General features: G+C 64.8%; 23 protein-coding genes. 9 read left to right on the forward strand and 14 right to left on the reverse strand.

Annotation, left to right across the window (positions count from 1 at the left end; all coding sequences use genetic code 11):
• Positions 1–102: 102 nt before the first annotated feature.
• The 7 genes from QLG02_RS12080 to QLG02_RS12110 form a co-directional block, all read right to left on the reverse strand.
• Positions 103–1,302 carry an acetate kinase gene (locus QLG02_RS12080; protein ID WP_024945799.1) on the reverse strand — a complete coding sequence of 400 codons (1,200 nt, stop codon included), beginning with the start codon at positions 1,300–1,302 and terminating at the stop codon, positions 103–105.
• Between the two features lie 174 nt (positions 1,303–1,476).
• A complete protein-coding gene (locus tag QLG02_RS12085; RefSeq protein ID WP_049048167.1) occupies positions 1,477–1,947 on the reverse strand; it encodes a YhcH/YjgK/YiaL family protein in 471 nt (156 codons plus the stop codon).
• Positions 1,948–2,246: 299 nt separating this feature from the next.
• Positions 2,247–3,353 (reverse strand): 1-acyl-sn-glycerol-3-phosphate acyltransferase, encoded by a 1,107-nt coding sequence (locus tag QLG02_RS12090; protein ID WP_011707330.1) that lies wholly within the window; start codon positions 3,351–3,353, stop codon positions 2,247–2,249.
• A gap of 160 nt (positions 3,354–3,513) precedes the next feature.
• On the reverse strand, positions 3,514–5,163 hold the full coding sequence (gene cueO, locus QLG02_RS12095) for a multicopper oxidase CueO (RefSeq protein ID WP_282465266.1): 1,650 nt from the start codon (positions 5,161–5,163) through the stop codon (positions 3,514–3,516).
• 257 nt (positions 5,164–5,420) lie between these two features.
• Positions 5,421–6,113, reverse strand: coding sequence for an aspartate/glutamate racemase family protein (locus tag QLG02_RS12100; protein WP_282465267.1), 693 nt, complete (start codon positions 6,111–6,113; stop codon positions 5,421–5,423).
• 157 nt (positions 6,114–6,270) lie between these two features.
• On the reverse strand, positions 6,271–6,861 hold the full coding sequence (locus QLG02_RS12105) for a LysE family translocator (RefSeq protein ID WP_017411093.1): 591 nt from the start codon (positions 6,859–6,861) through the stop codon (positions 6,271–6,273).
• A gap of 124 nt (positions 6,862–6,985) precedes the next feature.
• Positions 6,986–7,582 carry a LysE family translocator gene (locus QLG02_RS12110; protein WP_016351932.1) on the reverse strand — a complete coding sequence of 199 codons (597 nt, stop codon included), beginning with the start codon at positions 7,580–7,582 and terminating at the stop codon, positions 6,986–6,988.
• 117 nt (positions 7,583–7,699) lie between these two features.
• On the opposite strand from QLG02_RS12110, the gene QLG02_RS12115 reads away from it, so the two are divergent.
• The 5 genes from QLG02_RS12115 to QLG02_RS12135 all read left to right on the forward strand — a co-directional run bounded on the left by QLG02_RS12115 (position 7,700) and on the right by QLG02_RS12135 (position 14,186).
• Complete coding sequence (locus QLG02_RS12115; protein ID WP_282465268.1) at positions 7,700–9,076, forward strand: PLP-dependent aminotransferase family protein; 1,377 nt, start codon at positions 7,700–7,702, stop codon at positions 9,074–9,076.
• A gap of 45 nt (positions 9,077–9,121) precedes the next feature.
• Positions 9,122–9,586: a hypothetical protein gene (locus QLG02_RS12120; protein WP_282465269.1), complete on the forward strand. Its 465-nt coding sequence runs from the start codon at positions 9,122–9,124 to the stop codon at positions 9,584–9,586.
• A 93-nt stretch (positions 9,587–9,679) separates the two neighbouring features.
• Positions 9,680–11,755, forward strand: a complete 2,076-nt coding sequence (locus QLG02_RS12125) for a hypothetical protein (RefSeq protein ID WP_282465270.1) — start codon at positions 9,680–9,682, stop codon at positions 11,753–11,755.
• The gene (locus tag QLG02_RS12130; protein ID WP_282465271.1) at positions 11,725–12,450 is read left to right on the forward strand and encodes a DUF3142 domain-containing protein; all 726 of its coding nucleotides are present in this window, start codon (positions 11,725–11,727) and stop codon (positions 12,448–12,450) included. Before QLG02_RS12125 ends, QLG02_RS12130 begins: the two co-directional genes overlap by 31 nt.
• A gap of 110 nt (positions 12,451–12,560) precedes the next feature.
• A complete protein-coding gene (locus QLG02_RS12135) occupies positions 12,561–14,186 on the forward strand; it encodes a hypothetical protein (protein ID WP_282465272.1) in 1,626 nt (541 codons plus the stop codon).
• Between the two features lie 20 nt (positions 14,187–14,206).
• Here the strand turns inward: QLG02_RS12135 and QLG02_RS12140 are convergent, their stop codons facing one another.
• Positions 14,207–15,520 carry a sodium-dependent transporter gene (locus tag QLG02_RS12140; RefSeq protein ID WP_011707340.1) on the reverse strand — a complete coding sequence of 438 codons (1,314 nt, stop codon included), beginning with the start codon at positions 15,518–15,520 and terminating at the stop codon, positions 14,207–14,209.
• Positions 15,521–15,974: 454 nt separating this feature from the next.
• Between QLG02_RS12140 and QLG02_RS12145 the strand changes: the two genes are divergently transcribed.
• On the forward strand, positions 15,975–16,691 hold the full coding sequence (locus tag QLG02_RS12145; protein WP_269384362.1) for a transporter substrate-binding domain-containing protein: 717 nt from the start codon (positions 15,975–15,977) through the stop codon (positions 16,689–16,691).
• Here the strand turns inward: QLG02_RS12145 and QLG02_RS12150 are convergent, their stop codons facing one another.
• Both QLG02_RS12150 and QLG02_RS12155 read right to left on the reverse strand, forming a co-directional pair.
• Positions 16,692–18,005 carry a sodium-dependent transporter gene (locus QLG02_RS12150; RefSeq protein WP_244090102.1) on the reverse strand — a complete coding sequence of 438 codons (1,314 nt, stop codon included), beginning with the start codon at positions 18,003–18,005 and terminating at the stop codon, positions 16,692–16,694.
• A gap of 214 nt (positions 18,006–18,219) precedes the next feature.
• Positions 18,220–19,059, reverse strand: coding sequence for a 2OG-Fe(II) oxygenase family protein (locus QLG02_RS12155; protein ID WP_011707343.1), 840 nt, complete (start codon positions 19,057–19,059; stop codon positions 18,220–18,222).
• Positions 19,060–19,267: 208 nt separating this feature from the next.
• Between QLG02_RS12155 and QLG02_RS12160 the strand changes: the two genes are divergently transcribed.
• Positions 19,268–19,831, forward strand: coding sequence for a DUF2799 domain-containing protein (locus QLG02_RS12160; RefSeq protein ID WP_282465273.1), 564 nt, complete (start codon positions 19,268–19,270; stop codon positions 19,829–19,831).
• Positions 19,832–19,875: 44 nt separating this feature from the next.
• Here QLG02_RS12160 and QLG02_RS12165 read toward each other — a convergent pair whose 3' ends face one another.
• Together QLG02_RS12165 and QLG02_RS12170 are read right to left on the reverse strand one after the other, a co-directional pair.
• On the reverse strand, positions 19,876–20,697 hold the full coding sequence (locus tag QLG02_RS12165) for a Cof-type HAD-IIB family hydrolase (protein ID WP_282465274.1): 822 nt from the start codon (positions 20,695–20,697) through the stop codon (positions 19,876–19,878).
• Positions 20,698–20,909: 212 nt separating this feature from the next.
• Positions 20,910–22,151 (reverse strand): MFS transporter, encoded by a 1,242-nt coding sequence (locus tag QLG02_RS12170; protein ID WP_282465275.1) that lies wholly within the window; start codon positions 22,149–22,151, stop codon positions 20,910–20,912.
• Positions 22,152–22,317: 166 nt separating this feature from the next.
• Between QLG02_RS12170 and QLG02_RS12175 the strand changes: the two genes are divergently transcribed.
• Positions 22,318–22,938: a metalloregulator ArsR/SmtB family transcription factor gene (locus QLG02_RS12175; RefSeq protein ID WP_282465276.1), complete on the forward strand. Its 621-nt coding sequence runs from the start codon at positions 22,318–22,320 to the stop codon at positions 22,936–22,938.
• Here the strand turns inward: QLG02_RS12175 and QLG02_RS12180 are convergent.
• Positions 22,914–23,129 carry a hypothetical protein gene (locus QLG02_RS12180; protein WP_123785047.1) on the reverse strand — a complete coding sequence of 72 codons (216 nt, stop codon included), beginning with the start codon at positions 23,127–23,129 and terminating at the stop codon, positions 22,914–22,916. The genes QLG02_RS12175 and QLG02_RS12180 overlap by 25 nt on opposite strands.
• Positions 23,130–23,246: 117 nt before the next feature.
• On the opposite strand from QLG02_RS12180, the gene QLG02_RS12185 reads away from it, so the two are divergent.
• Positions 23,247–23,723: an Lrp/AsnC family transcriptional regulator gene (locus QLG02_RS12185; protein ID WP_005304871.1), complete on the forward strand. Its 477-nt coding sequence runs from the start codon at positions 23,247–23,249 to the stop codon at positions 23,721–23,723.
• Between the two features lie 90 nt (positions 23,724–23,813).
• On the opposite strand, the gene QLG02_RS12190 is transcribed toward QLG02_RS12185, so the two are convergent.
• A complete protein-coding gene (locus QLG02_RS12190) occupies positions 23,814–24,131 on the reverse strand; it encodes a hypothetical protein (RefSeq protein ID WP_005304873.1) in 318 nt (105 codons plus the stop codon).
• Positions 24,132–24,237: the final 106 nt, after the last annotated feature.

Here is a 24,237-nt window from a genome sequence, read left to right on the forward strand (position 1 = left end):
GGTACGTATCTGCCACCCCATGTCAAATGACAGCCGGCGCCACGGCCGCCACAAACGACAACGCCCGGCAGGGGCCGGGCGTTGTCTGGGAGCGAGGGGGCGTTAGCCGACCAGGCTCAGGGCATCGCGGGCGATGACCAGCTCTTCGTTGGTGGGCATCACCAGCGCCAGGCGGCTGCCTTCGGCCGTGATGGGGCCTTCACCGCCCAGTACCGCGGCGTTGTTGGCTTCCTTGTCGATCTTGAAGCCGAACAGGGCCAGACGGGCCAGCACCATCTCGCGCACCATGGCGGCGTTTTCACCGATACCACCGGTGAACACCAGGGCGTCCAGACGACCATCCATGGCGGCAGCGTAGGCGCCGACATACTTGGCCACCCGGTAGGTGAACACGTCCAGTGCGCGCTTGGCACCGGCGTCGGTGGCGTAGTTGGTGGTGACGTAGCGGCAGTCGCTGCTCGCCTCGGTCATGCCTAGCAGGCCGGACTCGCGGGTCAGGGTGTGGTTGATCTGCTCCACGCTGTAACCGAGCTGGTCGTGCATGAAGAAGACTACAGCGGGGTCTATGTCGCCGGAGCGGGTGCCCATCGCCAGCCCTTCCAGCGGGGTCAGGCCCATGGAGGTGTCGACGGATTCGCCGCCACGGATGGCACAGACGGAGGCACCGTTACCCAGGTGGCAGTTGATGATGTTGAGCTCGGAGAGCGGCTTGCCCAGCGCCTTGGCGGTCTCTTCCGCGATGAAGCGGTGGGAGGTGCCGTGGGCGCCGTAACGACGGATGCCGTTCTCTTTGTAGAGCTTGTAGGGCAGCGCGTAGAGGTAGGCTTCCTGTGGCAGGGTCTGGTGGAAGGCGGTGTCGAACACGGCCACGTTCTTCTCTGCCAGCGCCGGGAACACCTTGAGCGCGGCACGGATGCCGATCAGGTGCGCCGGGTTGTGCAGGGGGGCGAACGGAATGGCGGCTTCGATGCCGGCAATCACGCCGTCATCGATGCGAACGGAACGGGAGAACTGCTCGCCACCGTGCACGATGCGGTGACCGATGGCCACCAGCTGCTCGGCCAGGGTCGGATCCTGCGGCAGGATGTGACCCACGATGTGATCGAGGGCCTCCTGGTGCGCGGCGCCCGCGCCCAGCATGGCTTCGCCCTTGACCCCGTGGAGTTTCCATTTGATACGTGCATCATCCAGATTGAAGCATTCGGCCAGGCCGGACAGCATGTCCTCACCTGTTTCGGCGTCCATTACGGCAAATTTCAGGGAAGAGCTACCGCAGTTAAGGATCAATACCAACTTGCTCATGTTCTACATCTTCCTGTGCTTCGGCTTTATGCCGACAGTGTCGTGTCATCCAAAGTGGATGGGATTCCCCTGCCGGGGGCTTATGGTCGCAGGAAAGTGCGCCCAATTTTTCAATATGTTAAGTGCAAATCCGGATGATTCCGGACACTCGTCTCAGCCAGGCTGCGCCAGCGGTCACAGGCCGGCCAGCAGATCCCGGTGCACCTTGACCACCAGCTTCTTCACCTGAGCCGGCTGGTTGGGGGTACAGAGGGGGCGATGCAGTTCTCCCGGCCAGAAGATGGCGAAGTCGCCGGGCTGCAACGCCAGATAACTGGTCTGTTCGTCCTCGACGAACCAGAGGTCGGGATGGGGATGATCGGCGCCTTCGGCAACATAGCCATGGGGCCCGACCCCGATCCACTCTTCACCACGCAGCAGCAGCTGGATGTCCAGATACTGCTGATGGAACTCGCCACGGCGATCCGCGGCCGGCTCGGTCAGCTCTTCGCTCACCAGGCAGAACAGCTTGAGACCGTCGATCTCCTGCTTGCCGAGCGGCGCCTGCAGCCACTGTTCTACGCTTTGCACCACCTCGACCATGATGCGGTCCAGCGGGGCGGGCAGCGGCGTGCGCTGCAGGGTGTTCAGACTGCCGGTGATCATGGCGCTTCCTTAGGTGTATTCAGGCGACATCTTAGCCGCAAAATGAAAAAGGACCCTGTTGAGGTCCTTGTGTCACACCGCCTGCAATCCGTGCAGACAGGGATAGAGCATTTGCTCGTATCAAGCGGGATGAGTGCACTGTTACACACTCATCCGCGGCTTGCCAAGAGGCGCAAGCGCGTTCGCCCAGTGATCGTACCAGCTGAAACAATATTATTCACTACTCCAGCACCGTCGACTTTGACCAGACGCAAAAACGGGAGCATCTGCTCCCGTTTTTTTCACGCAACCGGTTTCATTCAAGCCTTGCCGGCGTTCTCCACCGGCTTGGCGTACATGGCGCGCCAGATGGCCTTGTGCTCTTCCGGCACCTCCGACTGACGGCTCAGGAAGGCAGCCTGCTCGATGGTGTTGGCCTTGCCGGACACATCTGCAGCCAGGTAGTTGCCCGGGAAGAGGCGGTAGTTGCCCCAGATCGCCTTGTCGATGAGCGCGGCCAGTTCATCCGGATCGCTGAAGCCCTCGGTGATGGGGGCACCGAAGGAGACGTGTACCCGCCCCTTCTGGCCAACGATGCCGGCGACGATGCTCTCGATGTCCTCGAACTCGCCCTTCTCGTAGCTGCCGTTGACCGACTTCTCGTACAGCTCGCGCGCCTTGGCCTTGTCGGTGGGATCCAGCTCATAGCTGATGCTGACCGGCACGATATTGAGGCTGCGCATGTAGTCGACGAACTCGATCTTCTGCTTCTTGCCGTCCACGTAGAACATCTTGAGGATGGCCGGATCTGTCTTGTCATCGCCGTTCTTGGCACGCCCTTCCTTCTGGGCGATCCAGATGGAGTGGCCTTCGTGCACCGACTGACCGATGTAGGCGGACAGCTCGCCGAGCGCCTTCATCATCTCCCGCGGCCCCTTGGCGGAGCGCTTGACGATGAAGCTCTTGTTGAGCTTCATCAGCTCGGTGGCGCAGGGTTTGCGCAGCAGGTTGTCACCGATGGCAATGCGCACGGTATCGAAACCATGGGTGTGCAGCCCCCAGTTGACGAACGCCGGATCCATGGCGATGTCCCTGTGGTTGGAGACGAACAGGTAGCCCTGCTCCTTTTTCAGATGCTCGAGCCCGGAGAAGGTCACCCCCTGGGTGGAGGTGGCGATCATCCGGCTCATGTAGCGGGTCACCCCCATCTGCACCTGATGGATGGTGGTCACCTTGGACCACTTGTAGCGCAGGAACTGGCGGATCAGCGGGCGGATGGCCCAGCCCAGCCAGCTCATCAGGGAGCCGAAACGATACTTGGCGATGGCGCCGACAAATTCATCATCCCGGATCAGCCGTTCGATGGCTGCCGGCACTTCCTCATCGCGGTAGGGGCGAATGTCCGCGAATCTATCTACTTCAGTCACAGTGTCAGCCTTGCAGGTAAGGAGTCGCGGCCAGCGCGCGCTGGCCGGAAAATTCAGGGCGCAATTTTACACGCTTTTATGCCGAGGGGTATGTGGCGTGCGTAGATAGTGAGATCTGACCAGTGAAATGAATAAATGGCCCCGTTCGGACCATCCTTTTTTACTCTTCCACCGTGAACGAGAGCATCATGCCGGTATCCTCGTGCTCCAGCAGATGGCAGTGAGCCATGTAGGCCCGCTCCTTGGGCGCCGTGTGATCGAAACGCACCAACACCTCGCTGCACCCGCCCTCCACCTTGACGATATCCTTCCAGCCGGCGCGATGCGGGGCCACCGGCTGACCGTTCTCACTGAGGATCCGGAAGCGGGTGCCATGGATATGGAAGGGGTGCAGCATCATGTCCCCCTCCCCCGAAATGATCCAGCGCTCGGTGCGGCCGCGCTTGACCGCAAACTGCGGGTCGTTCATGGCGAAGGGCTGGCCGTTGATGCGGTTGCCGCCGTGCAGATCCAGCGGCTTGGCACTGCCCTTGTCCTCCTGCATACCAGCCATGGTGTCGTGCTGCATCCCCCCAGCTGGCATGGCCATGTCGCCATGATCCATCCCCGCCATCCCGTCGCCTTGCCCGTCCATCTTCATCCCGGCCATGGCGCCCGTATCGCCGTGGGCCATGCTCATACCCGCCATGGCGCCGTGGCCGTAGCGGCTCATCAGCGCCTGCATCCCCTGCCGATCCAGCTCGGGATCCATCGACAGGGTCAGGGTGCGGCTCAGCAAGCCTTGGGTGGCGGGCAGCGCCGGCAGCCGGGCCAGGCTGTCCGGCAAGCGTCCCTTGCCCTCGATGAGGGAGGGCCGGATCCGCAGCAGCGGCAGGGCCGCATCGAACGGCGCCAGGGTCATTCCCATCTGGCGTACCGGCAGGGTGAGCAGGTCGAACGCCTTGCCATTGCGGGCATCCACCATCACCTCGAAGCGCTCCCCCGGCAGCAGCGCCAGCTCGCTCAGCGCCACCGGCTCCGCCAGCAGGCCGCCATCGCTGCCGATCACATACAAGGGGCGGCCGTCACTGGTCGCCAGCGTGAGGGAGCGGGCATTGCAGCCGTTGAGCAGCCGCAAGCGCAGCCAGCCACGAGGCGCGTCGTGGGTCGGATAAACGGCGCCGTTGGTCAGCATCAGATCGCCGAACCAGCCGACCGCGGCGCTCATCACGTCCAGCTGGTAGTCCACCTGATCCCGCCCATCGAGCCGTTTGTCCTGCAGCACCAGCGGGATGTCGTCCACGCCCCAGCGCTGGGGCAGCGGCAGCCGCAAGCTCTCCTCGTCGTCGAGGATGAAAAGCCCGGCCAGCCCCATGGCCACCTGATGGCCGGTCTGCCCGTGGGTGTGGGGGTGATACCAGCAGGTGGCCGCCGGCTGCTCGATGCGAAACGCTGCCTGCCACTCTTTGCCGGAAGGGATGCTGGCCTGCGGGCCGCCATCGGCGGTGCCGGGCACCTCCAGCCCGTGCCAGTGCACCGTGGTGGTCTCCGCCAGCTGGTTGGCGACCCGGACTCGCACCGCCTGCCCCTGACGGGCACGCAAAGTGGGGCCGAGCAGGTTGCCGTTGTAGCCCCAGCTATGGGTCGGCTGGCGTCGCCACTGCATCTGGCCCGGCTGGGCCCTGAGCTGGAACACGCCGCTGGCATCCGCCTCCAGCAGCGCAGGAATCGGCAGGGCTGAGCGCTCGGCGGCAACCGCCCGGCCCCACCAAGGCAGGGCACCGGCGATACCGACGGCGGTGGAGAATTTGAGAAAATCGCGACGCTGCATGAGTCGTTCCTCGTTGGCCAAAGCGGACCTTCAGCCTAAGCAGCAACCCTGCGGCAAGGTCAAGCCCTGCCGAGCCGGCGGCCGGACAATGTCTGGCTTATCCGCTTGCCAGCAGAGCCATGGTCATCAAGCCAGCGCCAGCCAGGCTCACCGCCGCCTCGACGTGGATCGCCATGGTTGTGTCGTAGAGCGGCACCGTGGTGCGGCATATTCCAACCCACTATCTGCCCCACCTGCTTGCCAGCAGGCCCCTGTCGTCAAGCCAGCGCCAGAGTGACTGCCGCCTCGGCGTGAATGGCGGTGGTATCGTAGAGCGGCACCGCAGCCTCGGCCTCCCCCACCAGCAGGGCTATCTCGGTGCAGCCGAGGATCACCGCCTGGGCGCCCGCGTCGGCCAGCGCGCTGATGATGGCCAGATATTCGGCCCGCGATGCATCGCGAATGTCGCCAAGGCACAGCTCGTCATAGATGATGCGGTGCACCCGCTCCCGCTGCGCCTCGCCGGGCACCAGCACCTCCAGCCCGAATTTGTCCTGCAGGCGCCCCTTGTAGAAATCCTGCTCCATGGTGAAGCGGGTGCCGAGCAGGCCGACCCTTTGGATCCCGTCCGCTTGCAGCTGACGCGCGGTGGCATCAGCGATATGGAGCAGCGGGATGTCGATGGTGGCCTCGATCTCGGGCGCCACCTTGTGCATGGTGTTGGTGCCGATCAGCAGAAAGTCGGCGCCGCCGGCCTGGATGGCCCGCGCCTCGGCCGCCAGCAGGCGGGCGGTGGCGGGCCAGTCCCCGATGTGCTGCAGCCGCTCTATCTCGGCAAAGTCGACGCTGCTCAGCAGCACCCGCGCCGAGTGCAGGCCACCGAGCCGCTCGCGCACGCCCCGGTTGAGCGCCTGATAGTAGCTGACGGTGGACTCCCAGCTCATGCCACCCAGCAGACCGATACATTTCATGGGACCTCCTTGTGTAAAACGATCATGCAAACCGAGTGTGTGAATCGATCGCGCAAACCGAGCAGAGGGCAGCGCGCTTCATGGCACAGCCCCGTGAATAAAAAAGGCCCCGCAGGGCCAACAAGACAGCCGGTAAAGGCCCGGGCGCAGGCCCGGACTAAATCCAGATCATCAGCACGCAGGCCGCCGTGGCGACCCCCATGCCGAGATTGAAACGACGCCAGCCTCTGGCGGTGCGGATGAGGCGGCGCACCTGGGCACCGAACAGCACCCAGAAGGCCCCAGTATAGAGGCCGGTCACGAAGAAGATGCCGAGCACCCAGATGGCGGAGGGCCAGTAGGCCTCCCCCGCCAGGGTGAAGCCGCTGATGGCGGAGAGCGCCATCATCCACGCCTTGGGGTTGAGCAACTGCAGCATGGCCCCCTGATGGGCCGGGATCAGCGGCCGGTTGCCCTCGGCCGGGCCGCTGGCGGTCGCCACCTTCCAGGCCAGCCAGAGCAGGTAGGCCGAACCGATGAGCTTGAGCCCGTCGTGCAGCAGCGGCAGCTGCTCGAACATCACCCCCAGCCCCAGCGCCGTGGCCAGGATCATCAGGTTGATCCCCCCCACCACCCCCACCAGCAGGGGCACGCTGCGGCGAAAGCCCTGGGCCGCACCGGCGCTGGTGAGCAGCATGTTGTTGGGGCCCGGCGTGCCGCAAGTGATGAGGGCAAAGCCCGCCAGGGGAAGCAACCAGTTCAGATCCATCTCAACCTCTTGATGATGCAGGGCGCCGACTCGGCGACAAGCCTTCTAATATGCAGAGCCGGTGCCCGTCAGACAAGGCCGCAAATGCACTTTCTTCGCATCTTTATACGGCCCCTGGCAGCACTCAGTACCAGAGCATCACCACGCAGAGCGCGGTCAGCGCCCCCAGGCTGCCGTTGAGCCGGCGCCAGCCTCTGTCAGAGTTGATCCAGCGGCTGAGCTGATGACCGAACAGCACCCAGGCAAAACAGACTGGCAATCCGGCCATGGGGAAGACGGCCATGATGCCCCACAGACTCGGCCAGTAAGCACTGCCTGGCAGACTGAACAGACTGATGGCGGAGATGCCCATCATCCAGGCCTTGGGATTGAGAAACTGGAAGCCCAGCCCCTCCAGCAGGGTCAGCGGGCGTGAACGTCGTTCCGGATCACCGGGGGCACCGGCCACCGCAATGCGCCATGCCAGCCACAACAAATAGAGGCTGCCCAGCACCTGCAGGCTCAGCTTGAGCAGCGGCCAGCGCTCGAACAGGGGGTAGAGCCCCAGCGCCAGCACCAGTTGCAGGACTGGTTGTCCCACCACGACACCGATCAGATGGGGCAGGGTGCGACGCACCCCGAAGTTGGCGCCGGAGGCGGTCAGCATAAGGTTGTTGGGGCCCGGCGTGCCACAGGTGAGCAACGCAAAGCCAAACAGAGTGGCATACCATTCGATCGTCATCTTTGTACTCCTGAACTGCGCACATTGTATCGATACAATGTGCCACTTTTGGTTGTTATCGGGTTCAAAATCACGCTATATTGCCGATACATTTCGATCAATGGATTTATTGTCACCATGACAATCTGGACCCCGGACCTCACCCCCTTCGCCGGCCCCCTCTACCTCAAGCTGGTGAAGGCCATCGAGCAGGCCATTCAGGACGGCTCCCTGCCGCCCGAGACCCGGCTACCCACCCACAGGGCGCTGGCGGACAAGCTGGGGGTCACCGTCGGCACCGTCACCCGCGCCTATGGCGAGGCGGAGCGGCGCGGGCTGCTGGCCGCCCGGGTGGGGCACGGCACCTGGGTCAAGGGGGAGCATGAGGATCCGGCCAACGCCTGGGTGATCCGCAAGGAGGAGGGACACCGCATCGAGTTGTGGCAGAACCTGCCGGTGCAGCTGGATCGAGCCGCCATCATCCGCCCCATGCTGGCGGAAGTGGCGGACGGGGATCTCAACGCCCTGCTCGGTTATGACAAGGAAGCGGGCCAGCCCGGCCAGCGCCAGCTCTTTATCGACTGGTTGGCCGAGCAGGGGGTGGCGGGCAGCGAGGAGTATCTGCTGTTCAGCCACGGCGCCCAGCACGGCATCATGCTCTCCCTGCTGGCCACCGGCTGCGTGGGGGAGACCCTGTTCTGCGAAGGGCTCAGCTACCCCGGCATGCTGGGCAATGCCCGTCAGCTGAAGAATCAGGTGGTGGGGTTGGCGATGGACGCAGAGGGGCTGCTGCCCGACGCCCTGGAGGCGGCCTGTCGCACCCGCCGCGCCAAGCTGCTCTACCTCACCCCTACCCTGCAAAATCCCACCACCGCCACCATGAGCCTGGCGCGGCGCGAGGCCATCGTCGCCATCGCCCGTCGCCACGACCTGCTGATCATTGAGGATGACGTCAACGGCCTGCTGCCCCAGCAGCCGGTGACACCGCTGGTCAATCTGGCGCCGGAGCGGGTCATCTATCTGGGCAGCCTGGCCAAGATCGCCTGTGGCGGCCTGCGGGTCGGCTTCGTGCTGACCCCGCCGGCCCTGCGCGGCGCCTTCGCCCAGGCGATGCGACTGTCGAGCTGGATGGTGAGCCCGCTGCTCATCGAGCTGGCCTGCAAGCTGGTGAGCCAGCGCCAGATCATGCCTCTCGTAGAGCAGCAGCGGCAGATCCTGGCACGTCGCGGCGAGCTGCTGCGCCACCTGCTGCCGGGGGCCTGCTGGCAGGCGGGTTCCATGCACGCCTGGCTGCCACTGCCGGAGCCCTGGCGCAGCCAGGAGTTTGCCGAGGCCGCCAATGCCCTTGACGTCGGCGTGGCCAGCGGGGAACACTTCGCCGCCGGCCAGTTCGCCGCCCCGCAGGGCGTGCGGCTGAGCCTGAGCCAGCCGGCCACCGACGCCCGCGTCGCCGAGGGGCTGGAGCGGCTCGCCAGGCTGCTGCGCGCCGCGCCGCCCACCAATACCCTGCTATAGTCGTCAGCCCCGGCCCTGCCCATCCGTGCGCTCAAAGGAGAGCCCATGCACCCGATTCGCGCCCCCTTGTTGCTCCTCACCCTGCTGCTGGGGGGCTGCGCCGCGCCCGGCCATCAGCAGCTGGGGGCCGCGCTGAGCGGGCTGGAGGGGGAGTTGCAACGGCTGGAAGAGGAGCTGGCGGCCATGAACGGTCTGCACTACCAGAAGGCGATCGATGCCCCCCTCAGCCTGCGCCGCCGGCTGATCGCCCCCGTCCCCACGGCACAAGGGTTGCTACCGAGCCGCAGCACGCTGACAGACGGTCCCCTGCTGCGCTACGACTACCAGCTGCCGGCCGGCATGGTCAGCCTGCCCCTCGCCGAACCCTGCCTGCGCTACGAATTCGAGCTGCGCCACCTGGGCCGCCTCGGCCAGCTCGCCCTGCACTGGCAGGGGGCGGCGGGCTCAGGAGAACAACTGATCCAGCAGCGCGACTGCCCCTTCTCGGCCAAAGGCCCCGGTCTGCAGTAGGCCCGCCGCCGGCCGACCTGCCCCTATGGTCAGTTGAAAGGGGCGAAGCCATCTTGTAGCGTGCCAGCATCCCGACTCCTGCTGGAAGCGCCCATGAAACTGACTCCCCTGTGGCTGGCCCTATGCAGCCTGCCCGCCCTGGCCTGCGGCCCGGATGGCTGCGAGACGCCGCTCACCCTGCAACTGACCGCCGCCCAGTGCCACCTGAACGGGTTGCCGTTCCTCTCCCCCGACAACGACACCCGCACCAACCTGGCGCTGCTGCTGGCCGATGAGCAGGCCTTCTCGCTGCCCAAGGCGCCATTGCCGCTGCCCTTCGCCATCGAGGATCTGCTCAACCCGACCCTGCTCAACCCGGCCCTGCTCAACCCGGCCCAGGCCGAGCCGGCCCCCGCCGGGCCGGATCCCCTGCTGGCACTGGCCGCCGGTCTCGGCATCGAGCAGAGCACCACCCAGGCCGCCCTGGAGCGGGCCGCCGGCTGGAGCGAGGGGCGCTGCATCAGCAACAACCCCGTTTCTGCCGAAGCCTTCCTGCAGGCACTGGTCGACACCCCGGCGCTGGGCGCCGACGAGCGCAACCAGCTGGCCCGCCAGCGGCTGGCCATGCTGGGCCAGTGCGCCCAGCAGGTCGAAACGGCGCCAGAAGCCAAGGCCACGCCGCTGTCGGCCGCCGGTCAGGGCTTTGCCGACTACCTGGCCGCCAGCCGACTCTTCTATCAGGGGGAGTTCGCCCAGGCCGATGCGCTGTTTGCCGCCCTCGCCGGGCAGGATCAGCCCTGGCTGAAAGAGACGGCGGATTACATGCGGATCCGGGTCGCCCTCAACCAGTCCCAGCAAAGCGCCTTCGATGACTGGGGCACCCTGGATCGCAACCAGATTGACCAGGCCGCCGTGCAGCGCGCCGAGCAGTTCATCGCCGACTATCGCAGTCGCTACCCAGAGGGGCGCTATCTGGACTCCGCCAACGGGCTGCTGCGCCGGCTCGCCTGGTTCAAGGGGGACGAAGCGGCGCTGGCCAGCCTGTTCCAGCAGGCGAGCCGCCAGCCGGGCAACCCGGAGCTGCTCAACGAAATAGACCTCAAGCTGCTGATGCAGCCCGGTTTCACCGGCTCAGCCGCCATGCCGCAGCTGACCCTGGTGCAGGATCTGCGCCGGCTGCGGCTGCACGAGAGCTGGGACGAGTGGCAGCCGCTGCAAAGCGGCGAACTGGCCCAGCAGAACGCTCAGTTTGCCAGCAACCCGGCCTGGCTCGCCTATCTGCAACAGGCCGAGCGCTACTATCTGGCCAAGAATTATGCCGCCGTCATCGCCGCCGCTCCCGCCCTCGGCAAGGGGCCACTCGACAACCTGGCCTTCAGCCAGCAGGTGCTCAAGGGCATGGCGCTGGCGGCCAGTCAGGCGCTGCCTGAAGCAGAGCAGCAGTGGCGTACCCTGCTCGCCAGCCAGCCCACCCCCTTGCAGGATCAGCTGTTGCAGCTGGCACTGGCCATGACCCTGGAGCGGGCCGGCCGGCTGGAGCAGGTGTTCGCCAAGGAGAGCCCCATCCAGAGCGATCACTACCGCATTCCACTGCTGGAGTACGTGGCACCGGCCCCGCTGCTGCGCCGCATGGTGCAGGATGAGCAGGCCTCCGACACCCTGCGCCAGCGCGCCGGCCACACCCTGCGCTACAAGCAGCTGACCCACGGCGACTACCGGGGCTTCCTGCAGGATCTGGCGCTGGCTCCGCTGGCCGCCCCGTTCGACTGGCAAGGGAGCCAGGAGTATCAGTGCCCGGCGCTCACGGCGGTGGTCACCACCCTGGCGGACAACCCCCAATCGCCCAAGGCGCTCAACTGCCTCGGCGAGTTTTTCCTGAGCCAGGGGCTGGACTGGGATCCGCTCCTGCAGCGGCCGGGGGCCGACACCCTGGCGGGCAGCCGGGATCTGTTTGCCGGCCAGCAACGCAGCCGGCTCGACTGGTATCAACAGGTGATCGCCAGCCCCAAGGCCGCCAAGGAAGAGAAGGCCTACGCCCTCTACCGCGCCATCAACTGTTACGCCCCGAGCGGCAACAACAGCTGTGGCAGCCAAGAGATCCCCCTCAGCCAGCGCAAGGGCTGGTTCAACACCCTCAAACGCCAGTACGGAACGAGCCAGTGGGCCAAGCAACTCAAATATTACTGGTGATGCTGGCGCTGCTGAGCGCCGAGGCCAGCGCCGCCGTCGAGGCGAGCCACTACCGCCAGTTCTGGCTGTGGGCCGGGGTCAGGCCCCAGCCGGTGCTGCAGCAGGCGGAGCGGCTCTATCTGCATCAGGGGGAAATAGGCCCGCTCGATGCGCGCCAACCCGTGCGTTTTCAGGGGCAGGGCATAGCGCCGAGCAAGCTGCCGGTAAAAGAAATCTGGCTCGCCTATCGGGTGGAGCGACTCGACTGGGATGAGGCCCTGCTCAAGAGCCTGACCAACCAGCTGGCGGCCTGGCAGCGCAAGGGCAATGAGGTGCGCGGCGTCCAGATCGATTTTGATGCCCGCACCCACCGGCTGGCGGACTATGGCGACTTCCTGCGCCAGCTCCGCCGCCAGCTGCCCGCCGACTGCGCCATCAGCATCACCGGCCTGCTGGACTGGACCCGCACCGGCGACGTCGCCACCCTCAACGCCCTCGCCGGCGTGGTCGACGAGCTGGTGGTGCAGACCTATCGCGGCCGCCGCACCGAGCCGGGCAACGCCCGCTACCTTCAGGCGCTGACGCGGCTGACCCTGCCCTTCAAGGTGGGGCTGGTGCAGGGAGGCAAGTGGGATCAAACTTGGGAAAGCAGGCTGGCCGACTCGGCGGCCTATCGCGGCGCTGTGGTGTTTCTCATCAACCCGCCAGGTGCCTGACGCCGGGGAGGAATTGACCGCCCGCAGGCTGGCGTCGAGCGTGGTAGCTCTTTGACTCCGGCAACATGCCATACTTGTCCGTACCCTGAACCAGCCAAGGAGCGCCAAGGATGCAGATCCTCCTGATCGAAGATGATGCCATGCTCAGCACGGCCCTCTCCCGAGGGCTGAATGAGCAAGGGATCACCCCCGCCCAGCTGACCCACTGCAAGGAGCTGGCGACCCTGCCCACCCTGCTGCGCCAGCAGTCGTTCGATGTGGTCATCTGCCGCCAGTATCACCATCAGGCCCGTGAGGGGGTGCGCTTGCTGCAGGAGGCCCACTATCTGGGTCTGCTCGAACCGGGCTGCGTGCTGCTGTTGCTGGACGAGGATCACGATCAGCTGCAGTTTCCCCCTTCCGACTTCTACTTTCCGCTGCTGCTGCCCATGCCGTTCACCGCCGATCAGCTCACCGCCAGCCTGCGCGAACTGGTGCAGCTGACCGGGCTGACCCGCACCCTGCCCGCCCCGATGAAGCTCAGGGAGTGGCAGGTCAGCTGCGCCCTGTGCGAGGACCTGCTCTATCAACAACAGAAGCACCGGGAGCTGGGGCCGCTGCTGGACCGGATCAAGGGCTACATGCTGCTGCAGCAGCAGGATCACTTTCACGCCGCCCAGCACTACGCGGTCTGCACCACGGAGCACGATGCCTGGTGGCCGCGCAAGGGGTTGATCCACGCCCTGCTGGGGCTGAACAAGCTGGAGAGTGCGCGCAAGGATCTAGCCCGCAACCGGGAACGGCTGCCTGCCCCCCTGCAACTGGAGCTGGCGCTGGCCTGTCTGTTGCACGAGCGGCAATGGGAAGGGGCCTGGGACGTGCTCACCCTGCTGTTGCAAAAGCAGGCCTGGCAACCGGAGTGGCGCCAGGCGGCCATTCTGCTGGCGCTGCTGCTCAAGGACGAGGGCAAGGCGCTGGAGCAGGCCAACGCCCTCAGCCTGCGCTTCTTCGGCGATCACAAGTTCCGGGTGTCCATCGATAACTTCATCCTCAATGCCAGCCTGGCGGTGCTCTGGCACTACCCGAGCGCCGCCCGGATCAGTGCCTTACAGCAGGAGTATCGCTACCTCAGCCAGGCGGTGACCCTGCGGGCCCACGAGGAGGCCCTGCTCAAGGCGCTGATGCTGAGCCTGGACTACCGCTTCGACGAGGCCCTGTTGCTGCTCGCCAAGCACCCGCCGGAGAGCGCACGGGATCACCACCTCAACCAGCTGCTCGGCTTTGCCGTCAGCCAGTTCTGCGGCCTGCCCCACCACGCCCAGCGCTACCTGAGCCAGCTCAGCCAGTATCAGGCCAGGGTCGCCCCGGCCCCGCTGGTGCAGCAGCTGTTCAAGCAGGTCATCGGCGATTTCATGAAACAGCTGGAGCGGCGCGAGCTGCGGCTGACCTACCTGCGCCAGGAGCGGCAGCGGGCCAGTGCGGCGGGCCAGCACCAGCTGGCCGTGCAGTATGCGCTGACCCTGCAGGAGGAGTTCCCTGCCCTGCCGGGCGATGCCTGGCAACTGCTGGAGCTGCTGCAACTGTGCTGGCCGGCCGGCATGGCCGCCCCCAGGGTGGCCCTGCTGGTGGATCGGCTGGAGCGACGCCTCAACCACAGCGCCTCCTTCATGGAGCACCACGCCGAGGAGTACCACAAGACCCTGTTGCAGATCCGCTCCCACCTCAATCCCCGTCTACCCACCACGCCCCCCAACTAGGCTGGTCAGCCGGGCCGCGGTTACAGCAGCCCGCGCACCAGGATGCCAGCGATCAGCAGCGGCGCCACCAGCCGCCAGCACCAGAGCAGGCAGCCACGCAGCAGCGGCGACAGGCCATCAGGCAGCACGGACTCACCCAGTCGCCAGCCCAGCAGCAGGGTCAGCACCAGGCCGAACAGCGGCATCATCAGGTTGGAGGTGAGGTAGTCCAGCAGATCGAAAATGGTCTTGCCGAACAGGGTCAGCTCGCTCCAGGGCCCGAACGACAGGCTGACCGGAATCCCGGACGCCATGATCAGCAGGGTCAGCACCCGGCAGGCACCACGGCGCGACCAGCCCCACTCCTCGGTAGTGAAGCGCACCAGGTGCTCCAGCATGGAGATGGAGGAGGAGAGCGCCGCCACCAAGAGCAGCAGGAAGAACACCACCGCCAGCCCCTGGCCGAACGGCAGATGGTTGAACACCGCCGGCATGGTCATAAAGGTGAGCCCTGGCCCGGCAGTCGGGTCAATACCGGTGGAGGCCAGCACCGGGAAGATCATCAACCCCGCCAGCACCGAGATGAGGCTCGCCAGCGTCACCACCCAGACGCCGGAGCGCAGCACGCCCTCGCTGCTGGGCAGATAAGCACCATAGGTAGTGTGCACGCCAAGCCCGATGGAGAGGGAGAAGAAGGCCAGCCCCAGCGCGTCCAGCACGCCCTGGCCGGTCAGCATGGAGAAGTCCGGCAGCAGGAACTGGCGCACCCCGGCCATGGCGCCGGGCATGGAGAGGCCAGTCACCACCAGCAGCATCATCATCACGAACAGGGCCGGCATCATCCAGCGCAGCGCCCGCTCCACCCCCTTCTGCAGGCCTCCCTGCACGAACCACCAGGTGAGGCCGGCAAACACCAGATGGGTCAGCACCGGCCACCAGGGGTGGCTGACATAGCCGTTGAACAAGGCGGTCAGCGCCGCACCCTCGCTCAGGTTAAGCTGCCCGCTCACCGCCAGCGCTGCATAACCCACGGTCCAGCCGCCCACCACGCTGTAGAAGCTGTAGATGAAGAAGCCGCACAGGATCCCCATGTACCCCATCCAGCGCCAGTTCGGCCCCACCAACTTGTGGAAGGCACCGAGCACCCCGCGCTGGCTGCGGCTGCCGAGCAGGGTCTCCCCCACCAGCACTGCCACCCCCAGGGTGAAGCTGAACAGCAGAAACATCAGCAGGAAGGCACCGCCGCCGTTGGTGGCCGTCACATAGGGAAACTTCCAGATGGCGCCAAGGCCGATCGCCGAACCGGCGGCTGCCAGCACATGACCGATACGGGAAGACCACTGAACCTGGCTCATACAACCTCCGGGCAAGACAACATCACATCGATACTCCATGGGTAACCGCGCTGGGCGGGGCAACAAAAAAGGCCGCCTGGTGGCGACCTTTGCAATGAACATTCAGACAAACTGCGCGTGCAAGGTCACCTCTCTTGCGAGCTAAAAAATCGACCGAACAGGGCAACGCGACGTGACATGAATAATCTGATCTGAATGCTGAAAAGGGATCACAGCCTAAACCATGGAAAGAAAAATTGACACAACATGACCAAACTTTTTTTCATGTGGTCAAAAAATCTTGTTTTCACCCGGCCGGCGCCAAAAATCAGCGCCGCAGCCTCCCCGCCCACGGCCTTGAACGATAATAGTCTTAGCTTGGGCGGGTTCGGTGCAACCGGATGGGACCGACCTGCCCTGCCACTCCCTTGCGCAACATGGATGTACCGACGTGACGCACCTGACCGGATACTGGATGAAATGGCTGCTGCCCTGGCTACTGTTGCCCGGCCTGGCGCAGGCCACGCAACCCCCGCTGACCCTGCTCAGCCACGAACTGCCCCCCTTTACCCACACCAGCGACGGCAAGCTCGGCGGGCTGGCGGTGCAACTGGTGCAGGAGGCCCAGCAGGAGATGGGGGTCGACTACCCCATCAAGATCTACCCCCTCAAGCGGGCGCTGGCGCTGACCCGGGTCGAGCCCGGCTTCGCCCTGTTCGTCATTCTGCGCACGCCCCAGCGGGAGCCTCAGTTCAAGTGGGTAGGGCCGCTGTTTCTGAACCGGGTGGTGATCTACCAGACCAGGGGCAGCAAGCCGCTTACCGATCTGGCCCAGCTGCGCCAGCTGGCGCGGGTCGGCGTGCTGCTCGGCAATGCCGATGACGAGCTGCTCACCCGCGAGGGCTACACCAATCTGGTGCGCTGCCAGACCATCGAAGATGCCATCGAACGACTGATGCTCGGCAAGATAGACGCCTTCCCCATGGGGGAGCAGATAATGCCGGCCATCCTGGCCAAGATGAAGTTCTCCCCCCGCAGCGTGGTGAACTCAGGGCTGCTGCTGCAGGAACACTGGCTCTACATCGTCTTCTCGAAGAGCGAGGATGACGCCGTGATCGCCCGCTGGCAGGCGGCCATCGACAAGGTCAGGGACCGTCACCAGCAGGCGCAGCAGCCCATCCGCCAACCCTGATCACACCAGCCCGCGCACCAGGATGCCGCCGATCAGCAGCGGCGCCAGCCAGCGCCAGCAGCCCATCACCAGGGTACGCCAGTGCAGTGCCAGCCCGGCGGGCAGCGCCTGGCGCCCCAGTTTCCAACCCAGCAGCAGGGTGAGCGCCAACCCGAACATGGGCATCATCAGGTTGGAGGTGACGAAATCGAGCAGCTCGAAGATATTCTTGCCAAACAGGGTCACCTGCGCCCAGGGCCCGAACGACAGGCTGACCGGAATGCCGCCCGCCATCACCAGCGCGGTGATGAGGCCGCAGGCGGCCCGTCGTGACCAGCCCAGGCTCTCGCTGACGAAGCACTGCAGGTGTTCCAGCAGCGAGATGGCCGATGACAGCGCCGCCACCACCAGCAAGGCGAAGAACACCACCGCCAGCCCCTGGCCGAACGGCAACTGCTGGAACACCGCCGGCATGGTCATGAAGGTGAGACCCGGGCCGGAGGCGGGATCGATGCCGGTCGCCGCCAGCACCGGGAAGATCATCAAACCCGCCAGTACGGCGATGAGGCTTGCCAGCAGTACCACCCAGAGGCTGGAGCGGCCGACCCCGTCACTGGAGGGCAGGTAGGCGCCATAGGTGGTGTGAATGCCAAGGCCGATGGAGAGGGAGAAAAAGGCCAACCCCATGGCGTCGAGCACGCCGGACATGCCGAGCTTGCTGAAGTCCGGCATCAGGAAGTGGCGCACCCCGGCCATGGCGTTGGGCAGGGTCAGGCCGAAGGCCACCAGCATCAGGATCATGATGAACAGGGCCGGCATCATCCAGCGCAGGGTACGCTCCACCCCCTTCTGCACACCTCCCTGCACGAACCACCAGGTGAGCCCGGCAAACAGCAGGTGGGTCAGCACCGGCCAGAGCGGATCCCCCACATAGTCGTTGAAACGGGCGGTGAGGGCCGCGCCGTCACCGTGCTGCAGACTGCCCGCCAGCGCCATGCCGGTGTAGCCCAGGGTCCAGCCGCCCACCACGCTGTAGAAACTGTAGATGAGCAGACTGCTGAGCAGCCCCATGGCGCCGACCCAGCGCCAGCGCTTGCCCATCAGTTCACCGAAGGCCCCCACCACCCCGCGCCGGCTCAGGCTGCCGAGCAAGGTCTCCCCCATCAGCACCGCCACCCCCAGGGTGAAGCTGAACAGCAGAAACACCAGCAGGAAAGCGCCGCCGCCGTTGGCGGCCGTCACATAGGGGAACTTCCAGATAGCGCCGAGACCGACTGCGGAACCGGCGGCGGCCAGGATATAACCGAGCCGGGATGACCATTGGGACTGCTTCATAAGAACTCCAACCGTGGGGCCCGCCACAAGGGGCCCAGAATGACGCTCAGAGTACGGGTGGGGCTGCGCAATCACAACGCCGCTCATCTGGATAAAACGCGAATTGTTGGCAGCATTACCTAATTAAATTCCATTTAACGCGCAATCCTGCCAACAAATAAAAACCGGAGCAATTTTGCTCCGGTTTTACAGGATGGTGAGCCAGCGTCGGGGACTAGATCACCCCCAGCTCCCGCAGCCGCTCCATCAGGTAGCTGTGGGCGGTGTGACGCTCGGAGAGCACCACGTCCGGGCGCGGATGGAGGAACAGCGGCAAGGAGATGCGGGACTTAGCGGCGCTGCCGCCGGTCGGGTTGATGACACGGTGGGTGGTGGAGGGGTAATAGCCGTGGGAGGCCTCCTGCAACATGTCACCGATGTTGATGATGAGGGTGCCAAAATCGCACGGCACGTCCATCCACTCGCCATCGGACCCCTTCACCTGCAGGCCCGGCTCGTTGGCAGCGGGCAGTATGGTCAGCAGGTTGATGTCTTCATGGGCGGCGGCGCGGATGGCACCCGGCTCCTCGGTGCCGTCGAACGGCGGGTAGTGCAGCACCCGCAGCAGGGTCTTCTGGCTCTCTTCGATCATGGAGGAGAGCGGGCAGCTGTAGTGGGCGGCGATGTCGCTCGGGGTGTACTGCTCGACCCAGCCCAGCAGCTCGGCCGCCAGGTTGTTGGCGAGGCGGTAGTACTCCATCGCCTGCTCTTTCAGCTCCGCCGGCATCTGGCCCCAGGGGTAGAGGTGGAAGTACTCCTTGATGTCCTTCTGGCTGTGGCCCTTGGCCACCTCGGACACCGACGGCGGGAAGTAGCCGTCCTGGGTCTCGCGATTGAACAGGAAATCCTGCTTCTGCTCGCTCATGAAGAAGCGGTACCAGTTGTCATAGATGGACTGCACCAGCTCTTTCGGGATGGGGTGATTGGTCAGTACCCCGAAGCCGGTGGTCCGCAGGGATTCGGTGAAGCGCTGCGCCGCATCGGGCGAGCGGTAATCGACGGTCAGGACTTTCATTATTTTTGTTACGCGCCAGTTAAAAGATGGCGCAGTTTACCCCGTGACCGGCAACAAGGAAAGGGCGCGGGTCGCCACGCCGCCAGCCCGCGCAAATAGTGACAAACCGCTCAGAAAACGGCGCCGGCCAGCACCGTTTTTCATCCCTTGTCCTGCCCCGGCATCCTCTCTAGAATGCCCCCATCATCCCTCTCGGAGCCCGTCGTCCATGTCCCCCAAGATCCTGTTGCTGACCCTGCCTTTCCTGCTCGCCGGTTGCAGCTCGCTGTCGGAAGAAGAGTGCCGCACCATGAGCTGGTACAACCTGGGTTATCAGGACGGCGAGCAGGGCAAGACCCGGGCCGCCACCCGCGACTACGTCTCGACCTGCAGCGAATACGGCCTCAAGGTGGATGAAGCGGAGTGGAAACGGGGTTATGCCAAGGGGCTGGAGCTCTACTGCATTCCGGAGCTGGCCTACAGCAAGGGCAAGTCCGGCGCCGAGTATCAGGGCGTCTGTCCCAACGATGCCAGCTTCCTGACCCAGTACGATCGCGGCCGTCAGGAGTACCTGGTGGAAAAACAGCTCAGCGACCTCAAGAGCGACATGGAGCGGACCGAGCGCGACATCGAGACGCTGGAGCGCCAGATCCGCAACGAGAACGACAGCAAGCAGCGCGACTACTACCGCGCCCAGCGCGAGCGCGCCATCCGTCACTACGAGGGGCTGCGCCGTGACTACAACCGGATCCGCTTCCCGGATCGGGTGATCCAGTTCTCCTTCGGGAACTGACAAACCAAAAAGGGGCCGACATGGCCCCTCTCTGTTGCTGTCCCTCAGGCGGGCAATACCCAGCGCTGCAGCGCCAGCGCGATGCCGTCTTCGTTGTGATCGGCGGTGACCCGATCCGCCAGCGCCTGGATCTGTGACGCCGCGTTGCCCATGGCCACCGCCAGCCCCACCTGCTCGAACATGCTGATGTCGTTGTTGTTGTCGCCAAACGCCACCACGTTCTCCATCGGGATCCCCTCGCTCGCCGCCCACTGGGCCAGCCGGTTGCCCTTGCTGCAGCCGGGTTGCACCAGCTCCACCGCATAGGGCGCCGCCCAGTCACGGGTAAAGGGCAGCTGTTCGACCACCTCAGCCATGAAGTGATGGAGCAGGGCGGGATCCTGGTTGAACAGCTCCAGCTTCCAGACTGGCCGGCTGAGCCAGCTCGCCAGATCCTCCGCCGGCAGCAGGGAGATCTTGAGATGATCCGGCTGGGTCGCCGACCAGTAGCGCATCCTGGTCACATGCTCCTCGCAGCCGAGGTAGCCGATCCCCTCGTCGAGGTGGAACAGCGCCCCCATCTGGTGCGCCTGCACCTCCGCCAGCAGCCGGCTGAGGGGGGCCACCGCCAGCGGATCCCCGACCTGGATCTTCTCCTGCACCGGATCATAGAGGTAGGCGCCGTTGCTGCAGATGATGGGGGTGTCGAGGGCAAGCTCGTGATGGAAAGGACGGGCCGTCATGAAGTGGCGCCCCGTCACCAGCAGCACCTTGATGCCGTGGGCGCGGGCCTGGGCCAGCGCGGCCCGGGTGGCAGACGAGATCTTGTGATCCCGGGTCAGCAGGGTACCGTCCATATCCAACGCAATGGCCTGAAAACGACTCATATCACCTCCAAAATGTCGAAACGAATGAATGCAGCGCCATACCAACCCGCTTTCAACGCCATGGCCTGATAACGATTCATGCCACCGCCAAAGGCTGAACATAGCGGGGAGCACCGGGCGATCGGGCAAGCAAGGCAAAGAGCCATACCGTCCCAGAGTCGGCGCCACGATGCAAGCGCCGGTTGCCCCCTCCGCGTCGTTCTGTGATCCCGTCAGCCGGCTTCGACCTGAACGTCGAGCCGCTGCCGCCGATCCGCCGCCCGGCGCAGGCCATAGAAGCCGACAGCACAGAGCAGGCTGCACAGCGCCGCCAGATAGAAGGGCCACTCGGTGCCTGCCAGCAGCACCAGACTGCCGACCACCACCGCCAGGATCTCGCTGCCCACCGCCAGCCCGCGATAGAGCCCCATCGCTTGCCCCTGCTGCTCGGCATGGCTGCGGTTGGAGACCGCCACCGAGGTCGCCAGCTCTCCCAGACTCATGCCGATGCCGGTGGGAATAAAGGTGAGAGCCAGCCCCCACCAGTGGCCGGGCAGCACGAACATCAGCATGCCCGCCGCCATCACCAGATGGCCGACCACCCCCAGACTGCTGCCACGCCAATGACGAGCCAGACGGGAGCCCAGCCAGGATCCCAGGATCATGGGCACGCTCACCAGCACGGCGGCCTGTGCCAGCTGCACCGGATCCCAGGCCAGCCGCTCCACCAGCCAGACGTTGAAGTAGGTGAAGTAGAGCTGCACCGCGCCGTAGCTGAGCAGGGTCAGCACGAAGTAGGGCAGCAGCGCCGGTTGCAGCAGCAACTGGCGGGAAGAGAGGGCCGGTGGCGGCTGCTCACTGCAGGCCGCTGCCGGCCGATTGGGCAGCAGCCAGAGCACCAGCAGCAGATTGACCAGGGTCATGGCCACCGCCAGCCAGGCCGCCAGGCTGTAATCGCCGGACACCACGGCGGCATAGCCACCGATCATGGGGCCCACCACCCAGCCCAGGTTCATGCCGATGTTGATCCAGGCGAAGCTGCGCGCCTTGGTTTTGGCGGTGCTCATGTCGGCCGCCATGGCCTGCACGATGGCGATGTCACCGTTGAAGAAGCCCTCCACCACCCGGCTCAGCAACAGCAGCGGCAAGGAACGCCAGGCGATACCCAGCGCCATCAGGGCGTAACCCACCAGCACGCCCACCAGACAGAGGGTCAGCACCGGCTTGCGGCCATGACGATCGGAGAGCTTGCCGAGCCAGGGAGCCCCTACCAGTTGAAACAGTGGATAGAGCCCCATGATGACCCCCAGCCATACCTTGCGGCTCCAGTCCGACGCTGCCGGTGTCAGCATGCCCTGGGCCGGATCCAGCAACAGCGGCGCCAGCACCGGAGACGGCAGACTGAAGCCCGCCACCGCCAGCGTCACCGTCATCACCAATACCCACAGGCTGGCCTGCCCCTTGATCCCTTCCATGTTTGCCCCATTAAATAAAGCTATTGGTTTATTTATGTTGGCAATCAAACCAGATTAAGTAAAGCGAATTGTTGATTTAAAAAATCCCCCTCCCCATAATGCTCTTATCCATGCCAGAACCGCGGCCGCGCAAGCGACCGCACCTACCGACGATGAGAGCCTTGCCATGAATGCCAGCACCGACAAGATACTGTTTCTGCTCAAGAGCCACGGTCCACAGAGCGCCGCCGAGCTGGGAGAGCAGTTGCAGATGACCTCCATGGGTGCCCGCCAGCACCTGATGACGCTGGAGGCCGACGGCTGGGTGAGTTTCAACGACGAGGCCCGCGGGCGCGGTCGACCGGTACGGTTGTGGCATCTGACCGAGCAGGCCTGGCAACGCTTCCCCGACAGCCACAGCGAACTGACGCTGCAGCTTATCGACAACATCCAGCAGCTGTTTGGCGAAGTGGGCATGGAGCGGCTGATCGCCCAGCGGGAACTGCAGCAGCTGGCCCGCTATCAGGCCGAGCTGACCCAGCCGGCGCTGGCCGACAGGCTGGCGGCACTGACGGCGCAGCGCACGCGAGAGGGCTATATGGCGGATTATCGCCAGGAGGAGGATGGCAGCTGGCTGCTGTGGGAGAGCCACTGCCCCATCTGTGCGGCGGCGCGGGCCTGCCGGGGCTTTTGTCGCAGCGAGCTGGAGATGTTTCGCCGCTTGCTGGCGCCGGCCGGGGTGGAACGGGAGCAGTATCTGCTGGAGGGGGATCACCGCTGCCTCTATCGCATCAGGCCGCAGCCCTGATCCGCAAACGCCAGAAACAACAAAGCAGGCGCCGGGATGCCTGCTTTGTTGCCTTCGGGGAGGGGATGCTCTCGTTCCAGCCCGTCGTTGCCCGATAAGGTGAGACGGCTGATGGGGTTGTTGACCCGGTAAGGTCCTTCACCACAGAGACCGGGTTGAGTTTCTGTCTTGCCACCGGAAGATGTAACCATGGTATCCCTGCCGGCCCGGTGAGTGGTTGCGAAGTAGCATGTATTTTCAGTTGTTTTTGCAATAGTTCACCCTTAATCTAAGAAAAGTGAATTAGTAATTGCAACGAGGAACGGAGAATGCTGAAACTTGATCGCATAGACAGGCATATTCTGGAGTTGATGCAGGAGAATGGCCGCATCAGCAACCTGGAGCTGGCCGAGCTGGTCGGGCTCTCCCCCTCCCCCTGCTCCCGCCGGGTCAAGGCGCTGGAGGATGCCGGTCTCATCGACACCCACGTCACCCTGCTCAACGCCCGCCAGCTGGGGCTGACCCTCACCGCCTACATTCACATCTCCATGGACCGGCACACCCCGGAGCGGTTCGAAAATTTTGACCGCGCCATCAGTGAGCTGCCCGAAGTGCTCGAGTGTGACCTCATCACCGGCAACGACGCCGACTACCAGCTCAAGGTGGTGGTGCGGGACATGGAACACTACCAGCACTTCCTGCTGGACAAGCTGACCCACATTCCGGGGGTGACCGGGGTGCGCTCCAGCTTCGTGCTGCGCCGGATCAAGCACAAGACGGCGCTGCCACTCAACCATCTGGGCTGACCGCCGGCCCTGATCATCGGATCAGGGCGGATAAAAGAAGAGGAGGCCAGTGGCCTCCTCTTCTTTATATCTGCAGTCAGCGACCTGTACTCAGACCGCTACCTGGCTGACATCCTGTACCTGCAACAGCCAGCCGGCCTGCTCCTGCTGGGGCTCGCCGCTGACCCGCAGCCGCTCGCCGGTCGGCACCCACTGCCCCTGGGGCAGGGAGACCAGCAGGCTCTCGCTGCCGTTGTCGAACAGCCAGCGATCTTCACCCAGCGACTCGATCAGATAACCTTCCATCTCCACTCTGGACTCGGCTTGCCAGGATGGCGCAACGGAATCACGGCTCTCGATGAAATCCCCCTGAACACCAAAACTGGCCAGCCCCCACAGAATGGAGAGCCCAACCAACGATGATTGCATCTCGTCTCTCCTCTTTTGGAACTGTAGGGCCAGTATGGGAAGAGAAAACTGAGCGCACCATGAACAAGATGGCAAAGTGCCGACGGGATCGCGAAAAAAACCGGCC

Origin of the sequence: Aeromonas sp. V90_14, assembly GCF_029967615.1 — a bacterium.
Taxonomy (GTDB): Bacteria; Pseudomonadota; Gammaproteobacteria; order Enterobacterales; family Aeromonadaceae; genus Aeromonas; species Aeromonas hydrophila.